Genomic DNA, 17695 nt, shown 5'->3' with positions numbered 1-17695 from the left:
GACGAAAGTGACCCTCTCTCTATTTCTTTTATTAGGGGTCTCTCTCTCAAGAAGAGATAGGGAGTAGGGGTCACTTTCGTCACCTTCGTCACACGCGGGAGCGCCGCGCGCCCCGGCGAAAATATTTCGGGATTCTGGGCACGACATGGGCCAATGGCGCCCTACTCCTATGGGCAGACCTATGTCCGCCGGATGCAGCCGCCTCCGGTCCTCCCCCGAACGAGAGCGCCGTCATGACCACCGCTACCCCGACCACCGCCGCCGCGCTCGAGGCTCATGGCGCCGCTCTGGTCGACCTCGCTAAGACCTTGAGCACCGCCTCCGCCCAGCAATGGGAGCCGCCCGCCCGGGTGAACCCCCGGAACCTAGACGGCGAGAGCCGCCCCTCAGGTCGCATCTCAGACCCCACGGCCAACATCGCCCTCGATGAGCGGCGCCTTGCCCTGCGCGCCTCCATCTACGGCGCCGAGTCTGCTCTGGCCGTTGCCGCTGACACCTTGGCCTCCGCCACGAGCGCGCTCCGCGCCGCTCTAGACGCCCACACCAACGGCGCCATGCACCTCCCCCTCGCCGCCTAACGCGGCGCCCACAATCCTCCGTGGCCGTTTACACGACAGGCGAGCAGGTCTCGCCGTCGCACGGCCCGGTCCGGCGCTTCGGCGCCACCAGACGAACCCGGTAGTCCGGCGCCGTCAACCGCACCACCCCAACCCTGACCAAACGCGCCACGGCAAGGCCGACGCGCGCACGGTCGCGCAGAGCGTCTCCCCCACTCAATCGGCGTCAATCCCGGCGCCATCTACTCCCCTGGAGACAACACCATGAGCAACACCCTCCTCACCCCGGACGCCATCGCGTCCACCGCTGCCGCACTCGTCGGACAGGACCTTGGGCCTCGCCTCCCTGGTACACCGCGACCTCGACAGCGAGTTTGCCGGTTCCATCGGCTCGAGCGTCCGCGTTCGCGTCCCTGGCGCCGTTCCCGCGCAGACCCGCCCGGTGAACTCCCTCGCGACCCTCACCAAGGACGCGATCACCGAGCAGAGCATCGCGGTCTCACTCGACGTCGAGGCTTACTCGCTCGTCCCACTCTCGGACGGCGACCTGGACCTCGATATCAAGGACTACGGCGTGCAGGTCCTGCTCCCGCAGACCCGCGCCCTGACCCGGTACGTCGAGCGCTCGCTCGTCGCGGCCATGCAGGCAACGCCCGCATCGACGATCACCTACGCCGCAGCCACCCCGGCCAAGGCGTTCACGGCGATCCGCAAGGCCCTCCGCGACGCTGGGGTGCCCGCTGACGTGAAAATCCACGCGGCAGTCGGCTCGAGCGTTTACGGGGCCCTCCTCGACGCCCCCACGGGAACATTCGACGCGGACGGCAAGAGTGTGCGTGGCATTGAGGTGCACGAGTCCACCCGACTCGCGGCAACCGAGATCGTCGCGTTCGTCCGCGACGCATTCGCCGTTGTCGTGCGCGCCCCGCGCGTGCCCGACGGCGCTCCGTACGGCGCCTCTGTCAAGGACAAGGAAGCGGGCTTCGCCCTCCGCCTGATTCGGGCCTACGACCCGAACATCGCCGCTGACACCTCGCTCCTGACGGCGTTCGTTGGCGTACAGGCAATGCCGCTCGCCGTCGACAACGAGGACGGCACCGTCGACCTCGTCGAGCACGGTGGCGTTATCCGCGTAGTCACCGCGTAGCGGTATCCAAGAGGCCCGCTCGCTCACCGCGAGCGGGCCTCACCCCGACCACCATCTCCGAAAGGCGCCCCAATGGCAGCATTCACCGATAGAGACGAACTCCTCCGCCACATCGTCGAGAGCGTCCTCACCACGTCTCCCCTCACCCTCGACACCCTCAGCGACGACCAGCGCGTCCACCTCGAGCAGGAAGCCCACCGCAAGCGACTCACGCCACTCGCGCTCCTCATGTTGGCGCGCGCCGAGGTGCTCTCGCAGATCGAGGCGGAACGCGACGTCAAGGCCATCGCGCTCGAGATATACGAGGGCAGCTAACTCATGCCGATCCGCAAGAATAAGCGCACGCCAAACTCTGCCGCCGCCCGCAAGGCCGAGACCACGGCCCTCCGCGTGAGCGCCGCACCGCTAGGTGCTCGTGCGCAACGTCGAGCCGATGAGCGGGCTGAACGGGCTGAACGGCGCCAGCGTTCGGCGCCCGAATGAACCCCCTACCTCCCAGCGTGACCGACCTCGAGGCCCGCCTCGGTCTCCCCCCGGGCACGCTCGCCGACGAGGACAAGGCACGCGCCGAGGCCTCCCTCGAGGATGCCACCACGCTCGCTCTCGCCGAGGTCTCCCCGGCCAAGGCGTACGCCTGGGAGGCCAACGCCCCCAAGATCGTCGCCCTGGTCGTTCTCAAGGCAGCCCGGCGCGAGTACGAAAACCCGCGAGGCGTCAATCAGGAGACACAGGGCGACCATTCGGTCGGCCTCTCCGAGACCTCCGGCGTGTACCTGACCAACCGAGAAATCGGCCAGATCAGGCGGGCGGCGACCGGCCAGCAAACCAGCTACGTCGGCTCGCTCGTCCTCGCCAGCGCGTACGGCGACGGCTCGTGAACGTCCATGGCATGAACTCAGCTTGACTACCCTCGGCCAAGTCGGCTCGGCGTAAGCTCTGGACATGAAATTCCCTGATCTATCCTCTGAAAGTCTTATGCGACCGCAGGAGGGGCATCCGGAGGATGCAACCGGCAGATGGCGTCGTATGCATTTCTCTCCGGAGCACGGCGAGGGCACTGCCTACCATTACACCGACGCATACGGGCTGCTCGGGATGCTCACAACCGATCAACTGTGGGCGACAGCTTCCCTCGCCTTGAACGACACCTCCGAAGTCGAGTACGGAGAGCAACTAATCAAGAAGCTGTGGGCGGACGCGGAGAAGTCACGCATACCTGAGACTTGCGTTGAGTTCACCGACCTCGCACTCGACTTCAAGTTCAAGGAGTTTGCCGCCGACGGCCTTTTTGTCATCTCAGCGAGCCTTGACGGCGACCTCCTGAGTCAGTGGCGCAATTACGCCGGGAATGATGGCTTCGCAGTCGGCATCGACATGGAGACTCCGCTTTCGGTTGTACGCCCGCTTGGGTCGTCGCCATCGGACTCGCCTCCCACCACCGAGCCGAACTCCGCTGGAATGGTCAGGGTATTCGATCCAATGACGCCTCCATCTCACTTGTTCGTCGTGCCTCAATGGTCGCTAGTCACTTACGACGAGTCCAAGCAGTACGAACAAGCCACCGCCGTACTGAGCGACACTATCCACACCACCCCCGGCCCCGACACGGCGGAGGAGCTGAGGGCAAACTGGGGAAGCTCTCTGATGGTTGCCCGAAGTTTTCTGCTCACCGCAGCGGCCCTCATGAAGCATCCGGCGTTCATTGACGAGCGTGAGGTTCGCTTTCTGAGCAGCAAGGCGTACTTGGGCGACGTGGAGGAGTACCGGGTGAGAGGGGGACGTCTGGTTCCATATGTCCCGGTTTCATCAAACGAAGGCAGCAATAAATGGGCCACGGACTTTTCGGCGAAGCTGCCGATCAAATCAGTAAGGTACGGCCCTGGAAGCGACCTGAGGGGCCTCAAGGTCGCGGCAGCGCTGTTAGACCGGCGCGGGTACACGGGTGTCCAGATAGACAGGTCGACTATTCCAGTGGCGACCAATTAGCTGTCGCAACTTGAGGGGCGAGGCTCTTCCTGGAGCAACAGATCCGGGTGCATCTGCGTTGCAATCGCGAACGATGCTGTCTGTCGCTGCCGCAGCGACGTCGCGGGCCGCGCCTAGTCCGAGCGCGGTTGCACTCCCCTTGTGGAGACAAGGGGTGGGGGTACCCTCCCCCCTCCCCGGGCCTCCCATACCGGAGGGGCATAGCGGCTACCTGTGCGCGCGGGTCTGGGGGTTTGCCTACCGAAAGACTCCCGTCAATCGGTGGCCAATTTAGGCTGAAAGAGCTCGCGGCCCAGCGGTAGCGTGGTGCTCAATCTCTTCTCAGTGCTGACTCCAGTTGCAAACCTTGTGGTCATTTCCGGGCGAGCCCAGAGCTCCCTCGCGACTTCGTAGATGTCGGTTCGATATGGAGTGCCGTTGGCAATATGGAAGCCAAGCCCCATCGCCATGACCTCGTAGGCGGTGTTGAGGAAGCCCCCCGCGAAACGGCCCTTGGCAGTATCCCACTTGCGAAATGCGTCAGCACCGATGGCGTCATTGAGCAAGTCAAAGGTCTTGGAGAAGGTCGCTTCCACCTCGGCAGATACGCCGGGGAAAGCTTCAGCGAATGCGACCGCACCGTCATCTAGTTTCTGATTGAAACCGCGCAGGGCGAACGCCGTGATGTCCAGGTTCTTGTGCAGGTAGATGAACCTCAAGACCAATTCCTCAGCGTACTTTTCCGTCAGCATCTTGTCTGGCAACGAAATGGCATTCAGATATGAAGGCTGTTGCGCTATAACTTCCAGCCAGGATGCGAAGTCTGCGTTCACACCAACCAAGAGCGCATGTCGCATCTCCTGTGCCGTGAGCGGAGAACCGTAGCTATTTAGGCGCTGGAACAAGTCATATTTGGTAGTTACGTCGGATTCGCGGCGCACAATTTTGATGTCAATCTTCGAACGCTTGAAATCCAACTTCTGTGCATCTGACAGCGCCTTGCCCGCGGCTCCGTCCCAGACTAAGCCACCCAAATTCGGCAAGTATTTCGTCGGCTGGAGCTCAAGCGGCTCGTAGTCGGGTAGGAGCCCCTGCATTTGCAACATCGTCGACACTCGTTGGAGCCCGTCGATTAGCTCCCATTTCCCGTCGTCAGTCTGAGAAACGAATATCGAGGGCAGTGGGATACCGAGCAGAATGCTCTCAACGAGCCTCGACTTTTGCTCGACGTCCCATCGGAAAAGCCGTTGGAATGCTGGCCGGATGACGAGCTCACCGTCGCGGTAGAGATTGGTAAGTTCCCCGATGCTCATGGGGTAGCTTTCCGTGGAGATCTTGCGTCTCGCCGAGCCGATCTCGGCGTCCAGCGTGCTCTCTTGTGTCACAGTAATCCCTCCGAAGCGGTAATTTCCTTACTAAGCCCGACCAAGTCGGGGAAGATCATGCTCTCAGCGAAACCCAGCGTTTGCAGATCATCGATCATTTCCTGACGGCTGTATTCCAGCCGGATCTTCCAGAGCGTCTCGCCATCGGCAGGGACGAAAGAATCCATGGGCTCGAGGCTTCGCCCACCGACGGTGAACGCTCCTCGCTGCGCAACGATCCTTGCTGAATTGTGCGTTCCAAAAATGGCAAGGGGTACTTTGTACCGCCGGACCAAGTCTTCACTCGGGCTACTGCTGGGAGTGTAAGCGGCCAAATCATCTGAATCTGTTGTCAGAATCTCAATTGCGTCTTCGACGTCCTTGAACTGGGCTGCTGACCGATTCCACTTCACTGGATCAAGTGTCCAGATTGCAGGCGTTTCTTCGTCTTCAACTACCGGGCCAGTGCCGGGTGTGGCAGCGAAGTAGAGGGCTACAAGAAGACTCTCTGACCAGTCCAGCATCCGAGTCGGGATTCCGAAATGCTGCATGGCGAAAAGGTGCTCCCACACGTTTTGCGGATATCCCGCAGGCCAAAACGGGAGGCTACGCTGACGGAATCGCGTAATCAATCTGCGCTCCATTGGGAAGATTTGTTCTTCTTCCGTCAGCTTCCTGACGAGGCTGGGCACCAAGGAATAATTCTCGGACCTGTGGCCGCGATGCCACAGCGTACGGAGGCCGTCGTCTGTTTGACCCAACTTCAACACAAAATCTACCAATTCAGTCGTTGAATTGACTTCGTGTTCGATAACCCCCATGGCACTCCCTTGTCGTTACGCAATCTACAGGCATTGGAGGCGGGACTCGTCCCGTTGCTCTGTGCTGGCGTCCTAGTGTGGGTGATCCACCCGAACAAACCCCTACGTAGCTACTCGCGAACCACCGTGCAACCCTCGACCCAGCGGGCCAGGAGACTCACCAGCGCAAGTTGCTCCAATGCAATTTGTTCGCTCAGAATGCCCTCTGAGACATCATGGCTTGCGGGGTTTCGAACTGCCGCAAACAAGCCCTCCGCCAGGGAGACGATGCCCCTGCGGACGCTGAGCGCCGTCTTGCCGCCGTCATCCCCCACTGGGCGAAGCCTCGCCGATCCTTGCGAAGGCGCATCAGCACTGAACGCCTGCTGAAACAATGCCGTTTCACTTACATCGCGGCGACCAACTTTGTTCTGCATTTCCGCGTTCAGCTTCACTGTGGCTGCCCGAACTGCCTCGCCGAAATGGCCGCTCTGCCAGAGCGAGCGAGCAGCGTCCCATGCCCACCTGTGCATCGCGTCCGCCCTCATCGCGGGTGCGTCTTCGCCAAGCATTTGAGCGACCTCGGCCGAGTTCCTAATTTCAGACTGCGCTCTCATAACCGCGAGCCGAGTGGGCTGCCATGGTTCATAGTCATCGTTGACAAGACTTTTGCGCCAAGCGGGCGTCACGCGATCCAAGATCTTCTCAACCACCTGAGCGGACTGGGTAACCGCCGTAACGCCTCCGGCAACCTCCGGAAACGAGCTACCACTTTGTGTTCTCCACACCATTTCACTCAGTGCGAGAAACTCATCTAATTTCGACAGCGCCCAGTCATTGTTCACACCCTGACGCTACCGCTCCCCTTGCGTCACGCATGCCTTCCAAACTAACGCGCGCGAAATCTGGCGGCTCGCCGAACATGAAAACACCTTGCCCCTCGGCACTAAGCCGCTACCCTCATGGCCATGAGCACTCTGTGTTACCCCGAGGACGAACGAGCCGCGTTCATTGTGAGATTCGCCCCGGAGTCCACCGTGCCCGAGCGCGCGGCTCTGCGCACCGAGTTCTGGACAGACGCCAATATCGACGATGCGATCCAGTTCGGCTTCTAGACCATGGACGCCGAGGTCGACGAGGACGGCTTCCCTCCCGCGCCCCGGTGTCCCGAGTGCGGCTCCATCCTTGATCCCGAGCCAATCGCCGCGGAGCGCATCATGGTCGTCTGGATTTGCCCCCGACACGGCGCGGCTGAAGCCCTCGATCCATTCGAGAGCAGCTAGCGCACTAGCCCACGCATACGATTTGCATTTCTGGTGCAGGAACCTCCATTTTGTCGGGGCCGCACCGCACGGCAGCTCACTCATCACCGCGCCGGCCTCCACGATGCGGGTGAGCAGGGCATCGTGCCCGCTTGGATAGAAGCGGTCCACTCCCCCGGCCAGGAACGCCACAGTGGTTCCGTTGCTGGCCAGAGCCGAGCGGTGCGCCATGCCGTCGATGCCATAGGCGGCGCCCGAGACGATGGCCAGGCCGCGGTCGACCAGACCGGCGGAGGCCTCCATGGCCACGTGTTCGCCGTACCCGGTGGCCGCCCGAGCGCCGACCAGGGCGATCGAATGGCGAAGCGCGGCCAGGGCCTCTGGGCGTCCGCGCCACCACAGGGCCAGCGGGGCGTGCCGGCCCAGGTCGTCGACGCCGTCGGGCCAGAGCGGGTCACCCGGCAGCAGCAGCGCCGTGTGTGTGCGGCGGGCTTGCTGCAGGGACCGGATCACCTCGGCGGACGACAACCGGGGGCGCCATCGGGACAACGCCTGCGACAGCTCCCCGAGCAGGCCGGCCGGGTCTCCAGCCCCGTTCTCGTCGACGCCAACGTTAAGACTCGCCGACAGCCGCTCAGGCGACCAGCCCTCCACGACGGCGGTCAGCGCCCGCACCGCCCCGAGCCGCTCGACGACGGCCCCGGCCACGCCGTCGCCGGGCTCGGCGATGGTGGTCCACGCCGCCCGGGCGAAGAGTTCCGCATCAGCAGCCAGTTCGATCGGTGCGGCCGGGTCCGGTCCGTCCACCTGGTCATGACCGTCCGGACGTTCACGGGCGTCGCCGCTCGGCGCGCCGCCGACTGGGGCACCCCCGGGGCGCACGCCGCCGGCCAAGGACCGCACGAGTTTCTCCTCAAGGCCGAACAGGTTCATGACGCCATTCCCTTCCGCAGGTAGAGCGCCTGCCCCACTTCGTCCGCACCCGGCCGGGAGACTCCGGTCAAATCGGCTATCGACCATGCGACCCGCAGCACCCGGTCGTAGCCGCGCATGGTGATGCCGCCGCGCTCCAGGGCCCGGTCGAGCAGCGCCGTGACGGAGCCGGCCAAGCGTGTCTGACGTCCCCGCAACCACGGACCCGTCGTCTCGGAGTTGAGGGTCCAGGGCGTGTCCTTCAGCCTTTCAGCCGCAGCGGCCCGTGCGGCGAGCACCCGCTCCCGTGCGACGGCGCTGGACAGCCGCCCGCCATCGGCGGACAGGCGGAGTTCCGCCGCGCTCACCCGCTTCACGGCGAGCTGGATGTCGATACGGTCCAGAAGGGGCCCGGAGAGGCGGGCGAGATAGCGCCGCCGCGAGTTCGGAGCGCAGCTGCAGTCGTCCCCGGTGCCGTACTGGCCGCAGGGGCACGGGTTGGCCGCGAGCACCAGCTGGAACCGGGCCGGGAAATGCGCGACCGCATTGGCGCGGTGGATGCTGATCCGGCCGGATTCCAGCGGCTGCCGCAGCGCATCGAGCACGGCCGCGGCGAATTCGGGAGCCTCGTCGAGGAAGAGCACCCCGTGCGAGGCCCGCGCCGCGGCGCCCGGCCGGATCTGGCCGCTGCCACCGCCCACCATGGCCGCAGCGGTGATGGTGTGATGCGGCGCCTCCAACGGGGGTCGGGTGATCAGGGACCGCCCGACCGGACGGCCGCTCAACGATCGCAGTGAGCTCACCTCGAGGGAGGCGGCGGGTCCCAGATCAGGTAACAGCCCCGGCAGCCGGGCCGCGAGCATGGTCTTTCCGGCACCGGGCGGGCCGAGCATGAACACATGGTGACCGCCCGCGGCGGCCACCTGCAGGGCGAGGATTGCTTCGTCGTTGCCCACCACGTCGATGAGGTCCAGGGTCTCGTCGACGCTGTCCTCCTCGGCCGGGGCCGTCAGCACGTCCACGGTGATCGGCTCCAGCCGCGCTCCGTGCCAGATCAGGGCGTCCCGGAGGGACGCGACGCCGATCACCCGGATGCCCGGAACGAGCGCCGCCTCGTCGGCGTTTCCGGCCGGCACCATCACGGTGCGGTAACCCCAACGGGCCGCCGCGATCACGGCGGGCAGCATCCCCGGGGTGGGCCGGAGCCTGCCGTCCAGGGCCAGCTCGCCGATGTGCAGCACGGCGCCAACGGACTCGGCCGGCACGACGCCATCCGCGGCGAGGCAGGCCAGGGCAATGGCGAGGTCGAACCCCGAACCGTGTTTGCGCAGCGCGGCCGGAGACAGGTTCACCGTGAGCTTGTGCGGGTTGAGCGCGCAACCGGAGTTCTTGGCCGCCGCCCGCACCCGCTCCGCGGCTTCGGCCAGCGCCGCGTCGGGCAGCCCGATGAGGCGCAGGCCCGGCAGCTGGCTGGAGATATCGGCTTCCACCTCGACGATCGAGCCGGCCAGCCCGATCAACGCGACGGACCGGGTGCGGGCCAGCCCCATCAGAAGACGCCCTCGAGGTGTTCCACGACGGGTTCGTGGCCAGTCGGGGCGATGACGGCGATGACGTCGATGCGGATCCGGCGGGCCCGTAGCCCGGACTGCTCGCACCAGGCTCCGGCCAACCGCCGCAACCGCGCCAGCTTGGCGACCGTGATCGCCTCGAATGGATGCCCGTAGCCGGTGCCCGAACGCGTCTTGACCTCGACGAACACGATGTCGCCGTCCTTGGCCACCACGAGGTCGATCTCGCCCTGGCTGCACCGCCAGTTGCGCTCCAGCAGCGTGTAGCCCGCCCGCGCCAGGTATTCCGCCGCGCAGTCCTCACCGCGCCGGCCCACTTCGTCTTTGCGTGCCACGAGCACCTCCGCCACCAGGGTGCACAGGTGCCCAGCCGGCCGGCGGTGCCGGGGCGCAGGGTGTGCAGAACTAGAGCGGCGGAGCTACCTGTGGAGGACGGGCGCGGGTCGCCGGTCAGGCCGGTCAGTAGGTGTCGTTGCGGGCCTGCTTCTGCAACTCGGCCGACGCCTGGTCCAGTTCCTTGTCCAGCTCCTTGGCGTCCACCTTGAGCTCCTTCTGGATGTGCTTCTGGGCCACGAGACCGGCTTTGCGGAACTCTTCCTCCAGGCGGTCCTTGCCCACGACGATGAGCGCGGCCTCACCGGAGTCGAGCATCTCACCGAGTTCCTTGAGGTCTCCACGGTCCAGGCTCCGCCAGAAGTGTCCGACGATGCTGCCGGCCGCGCCGCCCACGATGGCCGTACCGATGATCGACGGCGGGAAGAGGAGCCCGAGGACGGCGCCCGCGGCCACACCGGTCCACCCGGCGTGCTTACTGGTCTTGCGGCGCACCTGCACGGTGCCGTCGGCCTCCTTGGTCGCCACGGCGGCGTCATAGGTGCCGATGACCTTGTCGGAGTGCAGCTCGCGCACCACCTCGAGATCGGCCTCGGCCGTGGCCGTGTCGGGGTAGACGCCGAGGTAGAGGAAGACGGAATCGTCAGACATGGGAACTCCTTGCTCGTAGGGGGCGGCTGGTTGGTTCGGGCGCGGACGGGCCGCCTGGTCTGGGCGTCCGCTCAGCGCTCGATGCGGAAGCTACTCACCCCCCGCCCGGGTGTCAACCGCCTGCGGTCGTAGGCTGTTCGCATGACGAGGACTCTGGCCCACCGTTCGACCGATCTGATGATGCGCGTGATGAACGCCGCCCACCGGTCGCTGGTGGTGCTCTCCGGCGGCCGGTTGGGCTGGAAGATCGGCCCCATGCCGGTCGTGGAACTCCACACCACGGGCCGGAAGAGCGGCGCCCGCAGATCCACCATGCTCACGGCGCCGGTCTACCAACCGGGCAAGGTGGTGTTGATCGCGTCCAAGGGCGGCGACGAGCGGCATCCGTACTGGTACCTCAACCTGGTCGCCGACCCGAACGTGGAACTCACCGAGAACGGGGTGACCCGCCCGATGCGGGCGCGCACCGCCGGCGAGGCCGAAAAGGCGCAGCTGTGGCCCCTCATCGTGCGAGCCAACCCCGGCTACGCCGGCTACCAGCGCAAGACCAGCCGCGACATCCCCGTCGTCATCTGCGAGCCGCGCACGCCGTGAACGGGTGCGGCCCGCTCAGACGGTGAGGCCGGTGGTCGTCGACCCTCCCCCGGCGAAGGCCACGTCCGTGGCGCGCAGCACCCGGAGGACGTTCGCGCCGGCCAAGGCCGCGAGGTCGGCGGCGCTCCAGCCTCGACCGGCCAGTTCGACAAGCAGGGCCGGGTAGCCGTCCACGCCCTCCAACTGCTCGGGAAACTCGTCGGTACCGTCGAAGTCACCGCCGAGCCCGATGTGGCGGATGCCGGCCACCACCCGGGCATGCTCCACGTGGTCGGCCACCTGGGCGAGCGTCACCCTCGGCGCCGGGCCGCCCTGATCGCCGTCGAACCAGGCGGCGTACTCCGCCGAGACGAACTGGGGCACGAACGTGACCATGAGCACGCCATCGTTGCCGGCCAACCGGGCGAGCACGTCGTCGGGCACGTTGCGCGGATGCGCCGTGACACCATGGCAGCAGCTGTGGCTGAAGATCACCGGGGCGCTCGACACATCCAGCGCGGCATGCGCGGTGGCCGGGGACACATGCGAGAGGTCGACGAGCATGCCCAGGCGGTTCAGCTCCCGGATGTACTCCACGCCACGGGCGGTCAGCCCGCCGTGCACCGGCTCGTCGGTGCCGGAGTCGGCCCAGCTGGTGTTGTGTACATGAGTGAGGGTGAGGTACCGCACGCCGAGTCGGGCGAGCATCCGCAGCACACCCGGTGAATCGTTCAGGCAATGGGCGCCCTCGGCGCCGAGCAGGGAGGCGATACGCCCGTCGGCCCGGGCTGCCTCCACGCCGGCCGCGCTCGTGACGATCGCGAAGGTGTCCGGGTACCGGGCGGCGAGCCGGTACACCCAGTCGATCTGCTCCAGAGTGCCTTGCACGGCGGAGGGGCCCTCCAGGGTGTCCTCCACGTACACCGACCAGAACTGGCCGGCCACCCGGCCGGCGCGCAACCGGTCGATGTCGGTGTCGGTGTCCAGCTTCGTGTCCAGGCCTTCGACGGAGTACCCGCGGTTCTCGCGGCATTCCCAGGCCCAGTCGTTGTGCCCGTCGATGAGTGGAGCAAGTTCGAGGGCCGCGTCCACGGCGGCCTGGGCCTCGACGCCGGAAACACTGTGGGCGGGGGTGCTCGGTGGGGTGCTGCGCGCGTTCATCCGCACACGCTAGCAGCCGGGCGACCGGCCGGGGTGGCTACTCGTCGAGTGCGAGTTCCTTGGGCAGCTCGAATTCCTTCGACGCGAGTTCTTCCACGTTGACGTCCTTGAACGTGAGCACCCGCACCGATTTCACGAACCGGTCGGAACGGTAGACGTCCCAGACCCAGACATCCTTCATGGTCAGCTCGAAATAGAAGTCATGTTCGGTATCGCGCCGCACCAACTCGACTTCGTTGGCCAGGTAGAACCGGCGCTCGGTTTCGACGACGTACTGGAACTGCCCCACAACGTCTCGATACTCGCGGTATAGGGCCAACTCGACCTCGCGGTCGTAGTCCTCGAATTCGTCTTCTTCCATGGTGAGACAATCCTACGCGCTGAAGCTACCCCGCGATTTTGAGCCAGCTCAGCCGGTGGTGCTCGCTTGCGCCGAGCGTGCCGAGGGCGGCCATGTGTTGGGCGCTGCCGTAGCCCTTGTTTCCTGACCAGCCGTAGCCGGGGGTGCCGAGGTCGGCCGCGATCATGAGCCTGTCGCGGTGCACCTTGGCGATCACGGATGCTGCCGACACGGACGCACAATCCTGGTCGGCCTTGACGCGTGTCACGACCGACAACGGGGTGGCGAGTGCTTTGTTCAACCAATCGTCGTTGCCGTCGAGCAGGACCACCCCGCCGACGATGTCGACGCCGGCGGCGTGCAGCTGCGCGAGGGCCCGCTTGCCGGCCAGCCCGAGGGCGGCGATGATGCCGTGGGCGTCGACCTCCTGGGCAGAGGCGAGCCCGACGGCGCTGTGCCGCACCCACGCCGCGGCCAGCGGCGCGAGCAGCTCCCGGCGGGGTTCGCTGAGCAGTTTGGAGTCGCGCAGGCCCACGGGGAAGGCGCCCACATCGGCCGTGACGACGGCCACGCCGACGGCCACGGGACCGGCGAGGGCGCCCCGGCCCACCTCGTCACATCCGATGACGCAGGTCGCTCCGGCGGCCAGCATGGCCATCTCGACCTCGAGGGTGGGCTCAACCACGGCCATCATCACCGACGCGTCACTCTTCGGCGTCCTCGACCCCGCGGAACACCTCGGGATAGTCGTCCAGCCAGCTCCACCGGTTCAGCGGCCAGCTGATCACGAGGGCGCGACCCACGACGTTGTCCAGCGGCACGAAGCCTTTCCCCGGGGTGGTGGGGTGATACCGCGAGTCGAGCGAGTCGTAACGGTTGTCGCCCATCACCCAGAGCGAGTTCTCCGGCACGACCACATCGAAGGCGTCCTTGGAGACGCTCGTCTGGCCGACTGGCAGCAGCACGTACGGTTCGATCAGGGGAACGTCGTTGACGCTCATCTGCCCCAGCGTGTTGCAGCAGACGACGTGGTCGCCCGGCAGGCCGATGACGCGCTTGATCAAATGGTCGTTGCTGTCGGGTGCGGACAGGCCGACTACCGAGAGGGTCCAGTCGAGAGCGGCCACGATGGGGTTCTGCTCGATGGGCGCCTGGGGCGGCAGCCATCCGCCCGGGTCCCGGAAGACCACGACGTCACCGCGAGACACCGGGATGAGGCCTGGTTCGAGCTGGTTCACGATGATGCGGTCGTTCACCAGCAGTGTGCTCTCCATCGACCCCGAGGGGATGTAGAACGAGCGCACGAGGAAAGTCTTGATCAGGAACGAGATGAGCAGGGCCACCACGAAGATGATCAAGAGGTCGCGAAGGAAGATCGCGACGCCGCGCTTCTTGCGCGGCGAATCTGGTTCCAGGCGATGCGATCGCGAGGGCAGAGTGTTGTCTGTCATTTAACCGCCTGAGCTCCTCGCCCAGTTTAGCGGGGAGGAGCTCAGGGGGAAATCCAGCGTCCTGCGAAAACGCTCAGGGTTGAGACCTGGCGGCGCGGCAGTGCCGGTTCGCGGGATGCTTAGTCGCGCTTTTCCTTGATCTTGGCCTTCTTGCCACGCAGGCCACGCAGGTAGTACAGCTTGGCGCGACGCACGTCACCGCGGGTGACGACCTCGATGTGGTCGATCACCGGAGAGTGCACCGGGAAGGTACGCTCGACGCCGACCTGGAAGCTGACCTTGCGGACGCAGAAGGTCTCGCGGACGCCTTCGCCCGAACGGCCGATGACAACACCCTGGAAGACCTGGACACGCGAGCGTGCGCCTTCAACGATGTTGACGTGGACCTTGACGGTGTCGCCCGCGCGGAACTCGGGGATGTCTGAACGCAGTGAAGGCGCGTCGACCTGGTCGAGAATATGCATGTTCTTCGCTCTCTGTACCCGCCACAGGTCGAGGACGTTTTAGTGGCGCCCCGCCCGCTCACGTGTTGTGAGTTGGTGGCGACCAATTGAGTGTGTGCGTGCCGATATGAATGCAGCTCCCCTGTGGCAGAGACATGCCGCGGCACAAACGCTTATTCTGCCACTAAACGGGGCCACACGCCAAAAGCGTCACTCCACTGCCGAGTACTGGGCGCTTAGCGCTCGTCGTGCTTCTCCTGGATGATGATCACGCTCGGGTCTGCCGGTGCCGCGTCAGGTCGTGACGCCGCCGGATTCGTCATGGTGGGGAACGCGGGCGAACCGGTCGGAACCGTGCCGAATCTGGCCGTCTCGTCGATGTACACCAGGGCCTCGCGGACACGCTTGCGGGCCGCGTCGAAGAGCTCCCAGAGCGCGAACCAGAACGCGGCCAGGCCGACCAGCACAACGAGGACCGAGAGCCAGGGCGCGGTGACGGAGTACACGCCCATCAGCACGATGAGCACGTGCCAGCCGGTGAGCACGCCCACGTCTGCCCAGGACACAGCCTTGTCCAGGCGCACCTCCCGTCGGGCCAGGAAGAGCAGGCTCACCACGAGCAGGCCGAACCCGATGGCGACGGCACCGAAGGTGGCGCCGAGCACCTGCCAAGCCGTGGTGCCGAAGATGGATGCGGCGACCATGAGCCAGAGCGGAAGCGCGACAACGGCCACGAACTGCCAGTAGTAGAAGACCCTGCGGAGAATCACAGTGCCCAGATTACCCGCGGGAGCCCCGCCGAGCCTTGGAGTTCGCTGCGGGCAGAAGCCCGGCGTCGGCGGTCATCTCGTCGGGCAGCAGGTCCGGGCGAACCAGGCGGGTGCGCTCGATCTGTTGCTCCCGGCGCCAGGCCGCGATCGCGCCGTGGTTGCCGCTGAGCAGCACAGGGGGCACGTCCAGCCCGCGCCAGCTGGACGGCTTGGTGTAGCTGGGGTACTCGAGCAGGCCGTCCTCGTGGGATTCTTCGACGAGGCTCTCCGGGTTGCCGACGACGCCGGGGATCAGGCGGCCGATCGCCTCGATCATGGCCATCACGGCCACCTCTCCCCCGTTGAGCACGTAGTCGCCCAGGCTCACCAGCCGCACCCGGCCGCGAGTGGCGAAGTGGTCCACCACGCGCTGGTCGATGCCCTCGTACCGGCCGCAGCCGAAGACCAGGTGCGGTTCGAACGCGAGCTCGCGGGCCATCGCCTGGGTGAACTGCTCCCCCGCCGGCGACGGGAAGATGAGGACAGGGCCGGTGTCGCCGGCCGGCGCATCCGTCGACTCGGCGTCTACGGCACCCGCAGCGCTCAGCGGTGACTGGGCCAGGATGCTGTCCAGCGCCTCCCCCCACGGCTCCGGCTTCATCACCATTCCGGCGCCGCCGCCATAAGGGGTGTCGTCGACGGTGTTGTGCCGGTCGTGGGTGAAGTCGCGCAGATTGTGCACGGAGAGATCGATCAAACCGGCCTGCCGGGCGCGGCCGAGGAGGGAGATGTCCAGCACACCGAAGAATTCCGGAAAAATACTGACGATGTCGATGCGCATAGGAGCCAGTCTACGAGTGGGCGCCGGTGAGCTCCGGCGCGGCCTGGGTGTCCTCGTCGTGCGCGGAGGCGGCCCGGTTGACGGTCTTGCGGTGCGAGAAGTACAGCGGCAGGGCGGTGAAGAGCACGGCACCCAGGAAGTTGCCGATCAGAACGGGACCGGTGTTCCAGCCCCACCATTCGCCGAAGCTGATGTTCGCGCCGAGCAGCATGCCGGCCGGGATGACGAACATGTTCACGACCGCGTGCTCGAGGCCGAGACCGAAGAAGGTGAGCACGGGCAGCCACATGCCGAGGATCTTGCCGGCCGCGGAGGTGGAGGTGTAGAACATGATCGTGCCGAGCGCGACCATCCAGTTGCAGAGCATGGCCTTGACCACCACGACGAGGATGCCGCCGGCCCCGACAGCCTCATACGGCAGCACCTTGTGCTCGGCCAGGTGGATGATCGCCTGGATCATCGGGTCGGTGGTGTCGGTGCCGAGGTAGGTGATGACGCCCACGTAGAGCACGGCGTACAGGCCGGCGCCGAAGATGTGCGCCGGGATGACGACGGCGAAGTTCTTCGCGGCCTTCGCGATGGTGGTGCGCCCCTCGAGCACAGCGAGCGGGATGAGCGCGAAGCTGCCGGTGACCAGTTCGAGGCCGAGCATGAGAATCACGCAGAACCCCACCGGGAAGACGAGCGCGCCCACGATCGGCAGACCGGTCTGAGCGGCCGCGGTGAGGGCCAGCGTCGTGGCCGCACCGAGGATGGCGCCGGACAGGGTGCCGCGCAAGAACATCTGCTGGGCAGTGAGGTTGGTCTTGACGACCCCGGAGTGAACGAGTGAATCGATCAGCTGGTCGGGTTTCACATAGGACATGCGACGGTACTCCTCTTCAACGGCCGCGATCGCTACGAACGTGAAGTAGGTGTGGCGCGGCGCGCCTCTCCCCGTGAATTGGCCGAGGCGCGTCTATGCGTCCTGGGCGTCGGGAGTAGTCGGCGTCGCTGCCGGTTCATCGGTGTCCGGTTCCTCCGGGAGCTCTTCGAGCAGTCCGGGAGGAGGTGTGATCGTGATGACGCCGGTCTTGACGTCGACGGAGGGAACGATCGCCTTGACGAAGGGGATCATCACCTCGCCGGCGGCGGTCTTCACGATGAGAAGGTCCTGCGCAGGCAGGTGTTCAAGGCGGGTCAGCGTGCCGATCTGCACCCCGTCGCGCACGACGGCGAGGCCGACCAGCTGGTGGTCGTACCAGGCGTCTTCCTCGTCGGTCTGCTCGGTCGGGTCCTGATCGATCCAGAGGATCGCCTTGGCCAGGGTCTCCGCGGCCTCGCGGTCGGGGACATCCTTGAAGAACCCCACGGCGTGCTGGTTGTACCAGCGCAACTCGACGAGCTCGATGGTCTTGCCGTGCCAGGGGGAACTGGTCGGCACCTGGAGGGTGAACACGGCGCCCGGGACGAAACGTCGTCCCGGGTCATCCGTGAACAGCTCCAGCTTGATGGCGCCCTTGAGGCCATGGGCCTTGGTGAGGCGCCCCACCCGCAGTTGGGTGGCCGGGGTCGTGCTGTCGTCGCTCATGAGGG

22 protein-coding genes are annotated in these 17695 nt (G+C 65.8%); 6 read left to right on the top strand and 16 right to left on the bottom strand.

Annotated features, from left to right (window positions below; genetic code table 11):
• Positions 1-233: 233 nt before the first annotated feature.
• From DOE79_RS20220 to DOE79_RS20200, 5 genes are all read left to right on the top strand, one after another.
• Positions 234-578, top strand: a complete 345-nt coding sequence (locus DOE79_RS20220; RefSeq protein ID WP_120340033.1) for a DUF7169 domain-containing protein — start codon at positions 234-236, stop codon at positions 576-578.
• Positions 579-888: 310 nt separating this feature from the next.
• Complete coding sequence (locus DOE79_RS20215) at positions 889-1704, top strand: P22 phage major capsid protein family protein (protein ID WP_162942867.1); 816 nt, start codon at positions 889-891, stop codon at positions 1702-1704.
• 72 nt (positions 1705-1776) lie between these two features.
• Entirely contained in the window at positions 1777-2019 is a 243-nt protein-coding gene (locus DOE79_RS20210; RefSeq protein ID WP_120340031.1) for a hypothetical protein, read from the top strand.
• Between the two features lie 164 nt (positions 2020-2183).
• Positions 2184-2582 carry a hypothetical protein gene (locus DOE79_RS20205; RefSeq protein ID WP_162942866.1) on the top strand — a complete coding sequence of 133 codons (399 nt, stop codon included), beginning with the start codon at positions 2184-2186 and terminating at the stop codon, positions 2580-2582.
• A gap of 64 nt (positions 2583-2646) precedes the next feature.
• Positions 2647-3690, top strand: a complete 1044-nt coding sequence (locus DOE79_RS20200; RefSeq protein ID WP_120340029.1) for a DUF2971 domain-containing protein — start codon at positions 2647-2649, stop codon at positions 3688-3690.
• 254 nt (positions 3691-3944) lie between these two features.
• Here the strand turns inward: DOE79_RS20200 and DOE79_RS20195 are convergent, their stop codons facing one another.
• The 7 genes from DOE79_RS20195 to DOE79_RS20165 form a co-directional block, all read right to left on the bottom strand.
• Positions 3945-5054 (bottom strand): DUF262 domain-containing protein, encoded by a 1110-nt coding sequence (locus DOE79_RS20195; protein ID WP_120340028.1) that lies wholly within the window; start codon positions 5052-5054, stop codon positions 3945-3947.
• Positions 5051-5854, bottom strand: coding sequence for an FRG domain-containing protein (locus DOE79_RS20190; protein WP_120340027.1), 804 nt, complete (start codon positions 5852-5854; stop codon positions 5051-5053). The genes DOE79_RS20195 and DOE79_RS20190 overlap by 4 nt, the downstream gene beginning before the upstream one ends.
• Positions 5855-5964: 110 nt before the next feature.
• Positions 5965-6678 (bottom strand): TIGR02391 family protein, encoded by a 714-nt coding sequence (locus DOE79_RS20185; protein WP_162942865.1) that lies wholly within the window; start codon positions 6676-6678, stop codon positions 5965-5967.
• Positions 6679-6687: 9 nt separating this feature from the next.
• Positions 6688-8028, bottom strand: coding sequence for a DNA-processing protein DprA (locus DOE79_RS20180; RefSeq protein WP_120340025.1), 1341 nt, complete (start codon positions 8026-8028; stop codon positions 6688-6690).
• On the bottom strand, positions 8025-9557 hold the full coding sequence (locus tag DOE79_RS20175) for a YifB family Mg chelatase-like AAA ATPase (RefSeq protein ID WP_120340024.1): 1533 nt from the start codon (positions 9555-9557) through the stop codon (positions 8025-8027). Before DOE79_RS20175 ends, DOE79_RS20180 begins: the two co-directional genes overlap by 4 nt.
• Positions 9557-9913 (bottom strand): YraN family protein, encoded by a 357-nt coding sequence (locus DOE79_RS20170; protein WP_120340464.1) that lies wholly within the window; start codon positions 9911-9913, stop codon positions 9557-9559. The genes DOE79_RS20175 and DOE79_RS20170 overlap by 1 nt, the downstream gene beginning before the upstream one ends.
• Before the next feature lie 124 nt (positions 9914-10037).
• Positions 10038-10562: a DUF1269 domain-containing protein gene (locus DOE79_RS20165; protein WP_120340023.1), complete on the bottom strand. Its 525-nt coding sequence runs from the start codon at positions 10560-10562 to the stop codon at positions 10038-10040.
• Positions 10563-10703: 141 nt separating this feature from the next.
• Between DOE79_RS20165 and DOE79_RS20160 the strand changes: the two genes are divergently transcribed.
• Positions 10704-11156, top strand: a complete 453-nt coding sequence (locus DOE79_RS20160; protein ID WP_120340022.1) for a nitroreductase/quinone reductase family protein — start codon at positions 10704-10706, stop codon at positions 11154-11156.
• A gap of 15 nt (positions 11157-11171) precedes the next feature.
• Here DOE79_RS20160 and DOE79_RS20155 read toward each other — a convergent pair whose 3' ends face one another.
• From DOE79_RS20155 to rimM, 9 genes are all read right to left on the bottom strand, one after another.
• Entirely contained in the window at positions 11172-12296 is a 1125-nt protein-coding gene (locus DOE79_RS20155; RefSeq protein ID WP_120340463.1) for a dipeptidase, read from the bottom strand.
• A 37-nt stretch (positions 12297-12333) separates the two neighbouring features.
• The gene (locus DOE79_RS20150; RefSeq protein WP_066596196.1) at positions 12334-12657 is read right to left on the bottom strand and encodes a DUF2469 family protein; all 324 of its coding nucleotides are present in this window, start codon (positions 12655-12657) and stop codon (positions 12334-12336) included.
• Positions 12658-12682: 25 nt separating this feature from the next.
• The gene (locus DOE79_RS20145) at positions 12683-13327 is read right to left on the bottom strand and encodes a ribonuclease HII (RefSeq protein WP_120340462.1); all 645 of its coding nucleotides are present in this window, start codon (positions 13325-13327) and stop codon (positions 12683-12685) included.
• Positions 13328-13340: 13 nt separating this feature from the next.
• Complete coding sequence (lepB, locus tag DOE79_RS20140; RefSeq protein ID WP_120340021.1) at positions 13341-14087, bottom strand: signal peptidase I; 747 nt, start codon at positions 14085-14087, stop codon at positions 13341-13343.
• 119 nt (positions 14088-14206) lie between these two features.
• Positions 14207-14551: a 50S ribosomal protein L19 gene (gene rplS / locus DOE79_RS20135; protein WP_066596200.1), complete on the bottom strand. Its 345-nt coding sequence runs from the start codon at positions 14549-14551 to the stop codon at positions 14207-14209.
• A gap of 215 nt (positions 14552-14766) precedes the next feature.
• Entirely contained in the window at positions 14767-15300 is a 534-nt protein-coding gene (locus tag DOE79_RS20130) for a hypothetical protein (protein ID WP_120340020.1), read from the bottom strand.
• A 10-nt stretch (positions 15301-15310) separates the two neighbouring features.
• Positions 15311-16120 carry a tRNA (guanosine(37)-N1)-methyltransferase TrmD gene (gene trmD, locus DOE79_RS20125; protein ID WP_120340019.1) on the bottom strand — a complete coding sequence of 270 codons (810 nt, stop codon included), beginning with the start codon at positions 16118-16120 and terminating at the stop codon, positions 15311-15313.
• 10 nt (positions 16121-16130) lie between these two features.
• A complete protein-coding gene (locus DOE79_RS20120; protein ID WP_120340018.1) occupies positions 16131-16985 on the bottom strand; it encodes a formate/nitrite transporter family protein in 855 nt (284 codons plus the stop codon).
• 93 nt (positions 16986-17078) lie between these two features.
• On the bottom strand, positions 17079-17690 hold the full coding sequence (gene rimM / locus DOE79_RS20115) for a ribosome maturation factor RimM (RefSeq protein WP_120340017.1): 612 nt from the start codon (positions 17688-17690) through the stop codon (positions 17079-17081).
• Positions 17691-17695: the final 5 nt, after the last annotated feature.

Origin of the sequence: Cryobacterium soli (assembly GCF_003611035.1) — a bacterium.
Classification (GTDB): Bacteria; Actinomycetota; Actinomycetes; order Actinomycetales; family Microbacteriaceae; genus Cryobacterium; species Cryobacterium soli.
Note: the sequence above shows the minus strand (reverse complement) of the source record. Positions and strands in the feature narration are given on the sequence as shown.

What these genes read in the sequence shown, in the direction of transcription:
- DOE79_RS20220 (WP_120340033.1), top strand. Translation starts at nt 234, where the DNA reads ATGACCACCGCTACCCCGACCACCGCCGCCGCGCTCGAGGCTCATGGC.
- DOE79_RS20210 (WP_120340031.1), top strand. Translation starts at nt 1,777, where the DNA reads ATGGCAGCATTCACCGATAGAGACGAACTCCTCCGCCACATCGTCGAG.
- DOE79_RS20205 (WP_162942866.1), top strand. Translation starts at nt 2,184, where the DNA reads ATGAACCCCCTACCTCCCAGCGTGACCGACCTCGAGGCCCGCCTCGGT.
- DOE79_RS20200 (WP_120340029.1), top strand. Translation starts at nt 2,647, where the DNA reads ATGAAATTCCCTGATCTATCCTCTGAAAGTCTTATGCGACCGCAGGAG.
- DOE79_RS20190 (WP_120340027.1), bottom strand. Translation starts at nt 5,854, where the DNA reads ATGGGGGTTATCGAACACGAAGTCAATTCAACGACTGAATTGGTAGAT.
- DOE79_RS20180 (WP_120340025.1), bottom strand. Translation starts at nt 8,028, where the DNA reads ATGAACCTGTTCGGCCTTGAGGAGAAACTCGTGCGGTCCTTGGCCGGC.
- DOE79_RS20175 (WP_120340024.1), bottom strand. Translation starts at nt 9,557, where the DNA reads ATGGGGCTGGCCCGCACCCGGTCCGTCGCGTTGATCGGGCTGGCCGGC.
- DOE79_RS20165 (WP_120340023.1), bottom strand. Translation starts at nt 10,562, where the DNA reads ATGTCTGACGATTCCGTCTTCCTCTACCTCGGCGTCTACCCCGACACG.
- DOE79_RS20160 (WP_120340022.1), top strand. Translation starts at nt 10,704, where the DNA reads ATGACGAGGACTCTGGCCCACCGTTCGACCGATCTGATGATGCGCGTG.
- DOE79_RS20155 (WP_120340463.1), bottom strand. Translation starts at nt 12,296, where the DNA reads ATGAACGCGCGCAGCACCCCACCGAGCACCCCCGCCCACAGTGTTTCC.
- DOE79_RS20150 (WP_066596196.1), bottom strand. Translation starts at nt 12,657, where the DNA reads ATGGAAGAAGACGAATTCGAGGACTACGACCGCGAGGTCGAGTTGGCC.
- DOE79_RS20145 (WP_120340462.1), bottom strand. Translation starts at nt 13,327, where the DNA reads ATGGCCGTGGTTGAGCCCACCCTCGAGGTCGAGATGGCCATGCTGGCC.
- lepB (WP_120340021.1), bottom strand. Translation starts at nt 14,087, where the DNA reads ATGACAGACAACACTCTGCCCTCGCGATCGCATCGCCTGGAACCAGAT.
- rplS (WP_066596200.1), bottom strand. Translation starts at nt 14,551, where the DNA reads ATGCATATTCTCGACCAGGTCGACGCGCCTTCACTGCGTTCAGACATC.
- trmD (WP_120340019.1), bottom strand. Translation starts at nt 16,120, where the DNA reads ATGCGCATCGACATCGTCAGTATTTTTCCGGAATTCTTCGGTGTGCTG.
- DOE79_RS20120 (WP_120340018.1), bottom strand. Translation starts at nt 16,985, where the DNA reads ATGTCCTATGTGAAACCCGACCAGCTGATCGATTCACTCGTTCACTCC.
- rimM (WP_120340017.1), bottom strand. Translation starts at nt 17,690, where the DNA reads ATGAGCGACGACAGCACGACCCCGGCCACCCAACTGCGGGTGGGGCGC.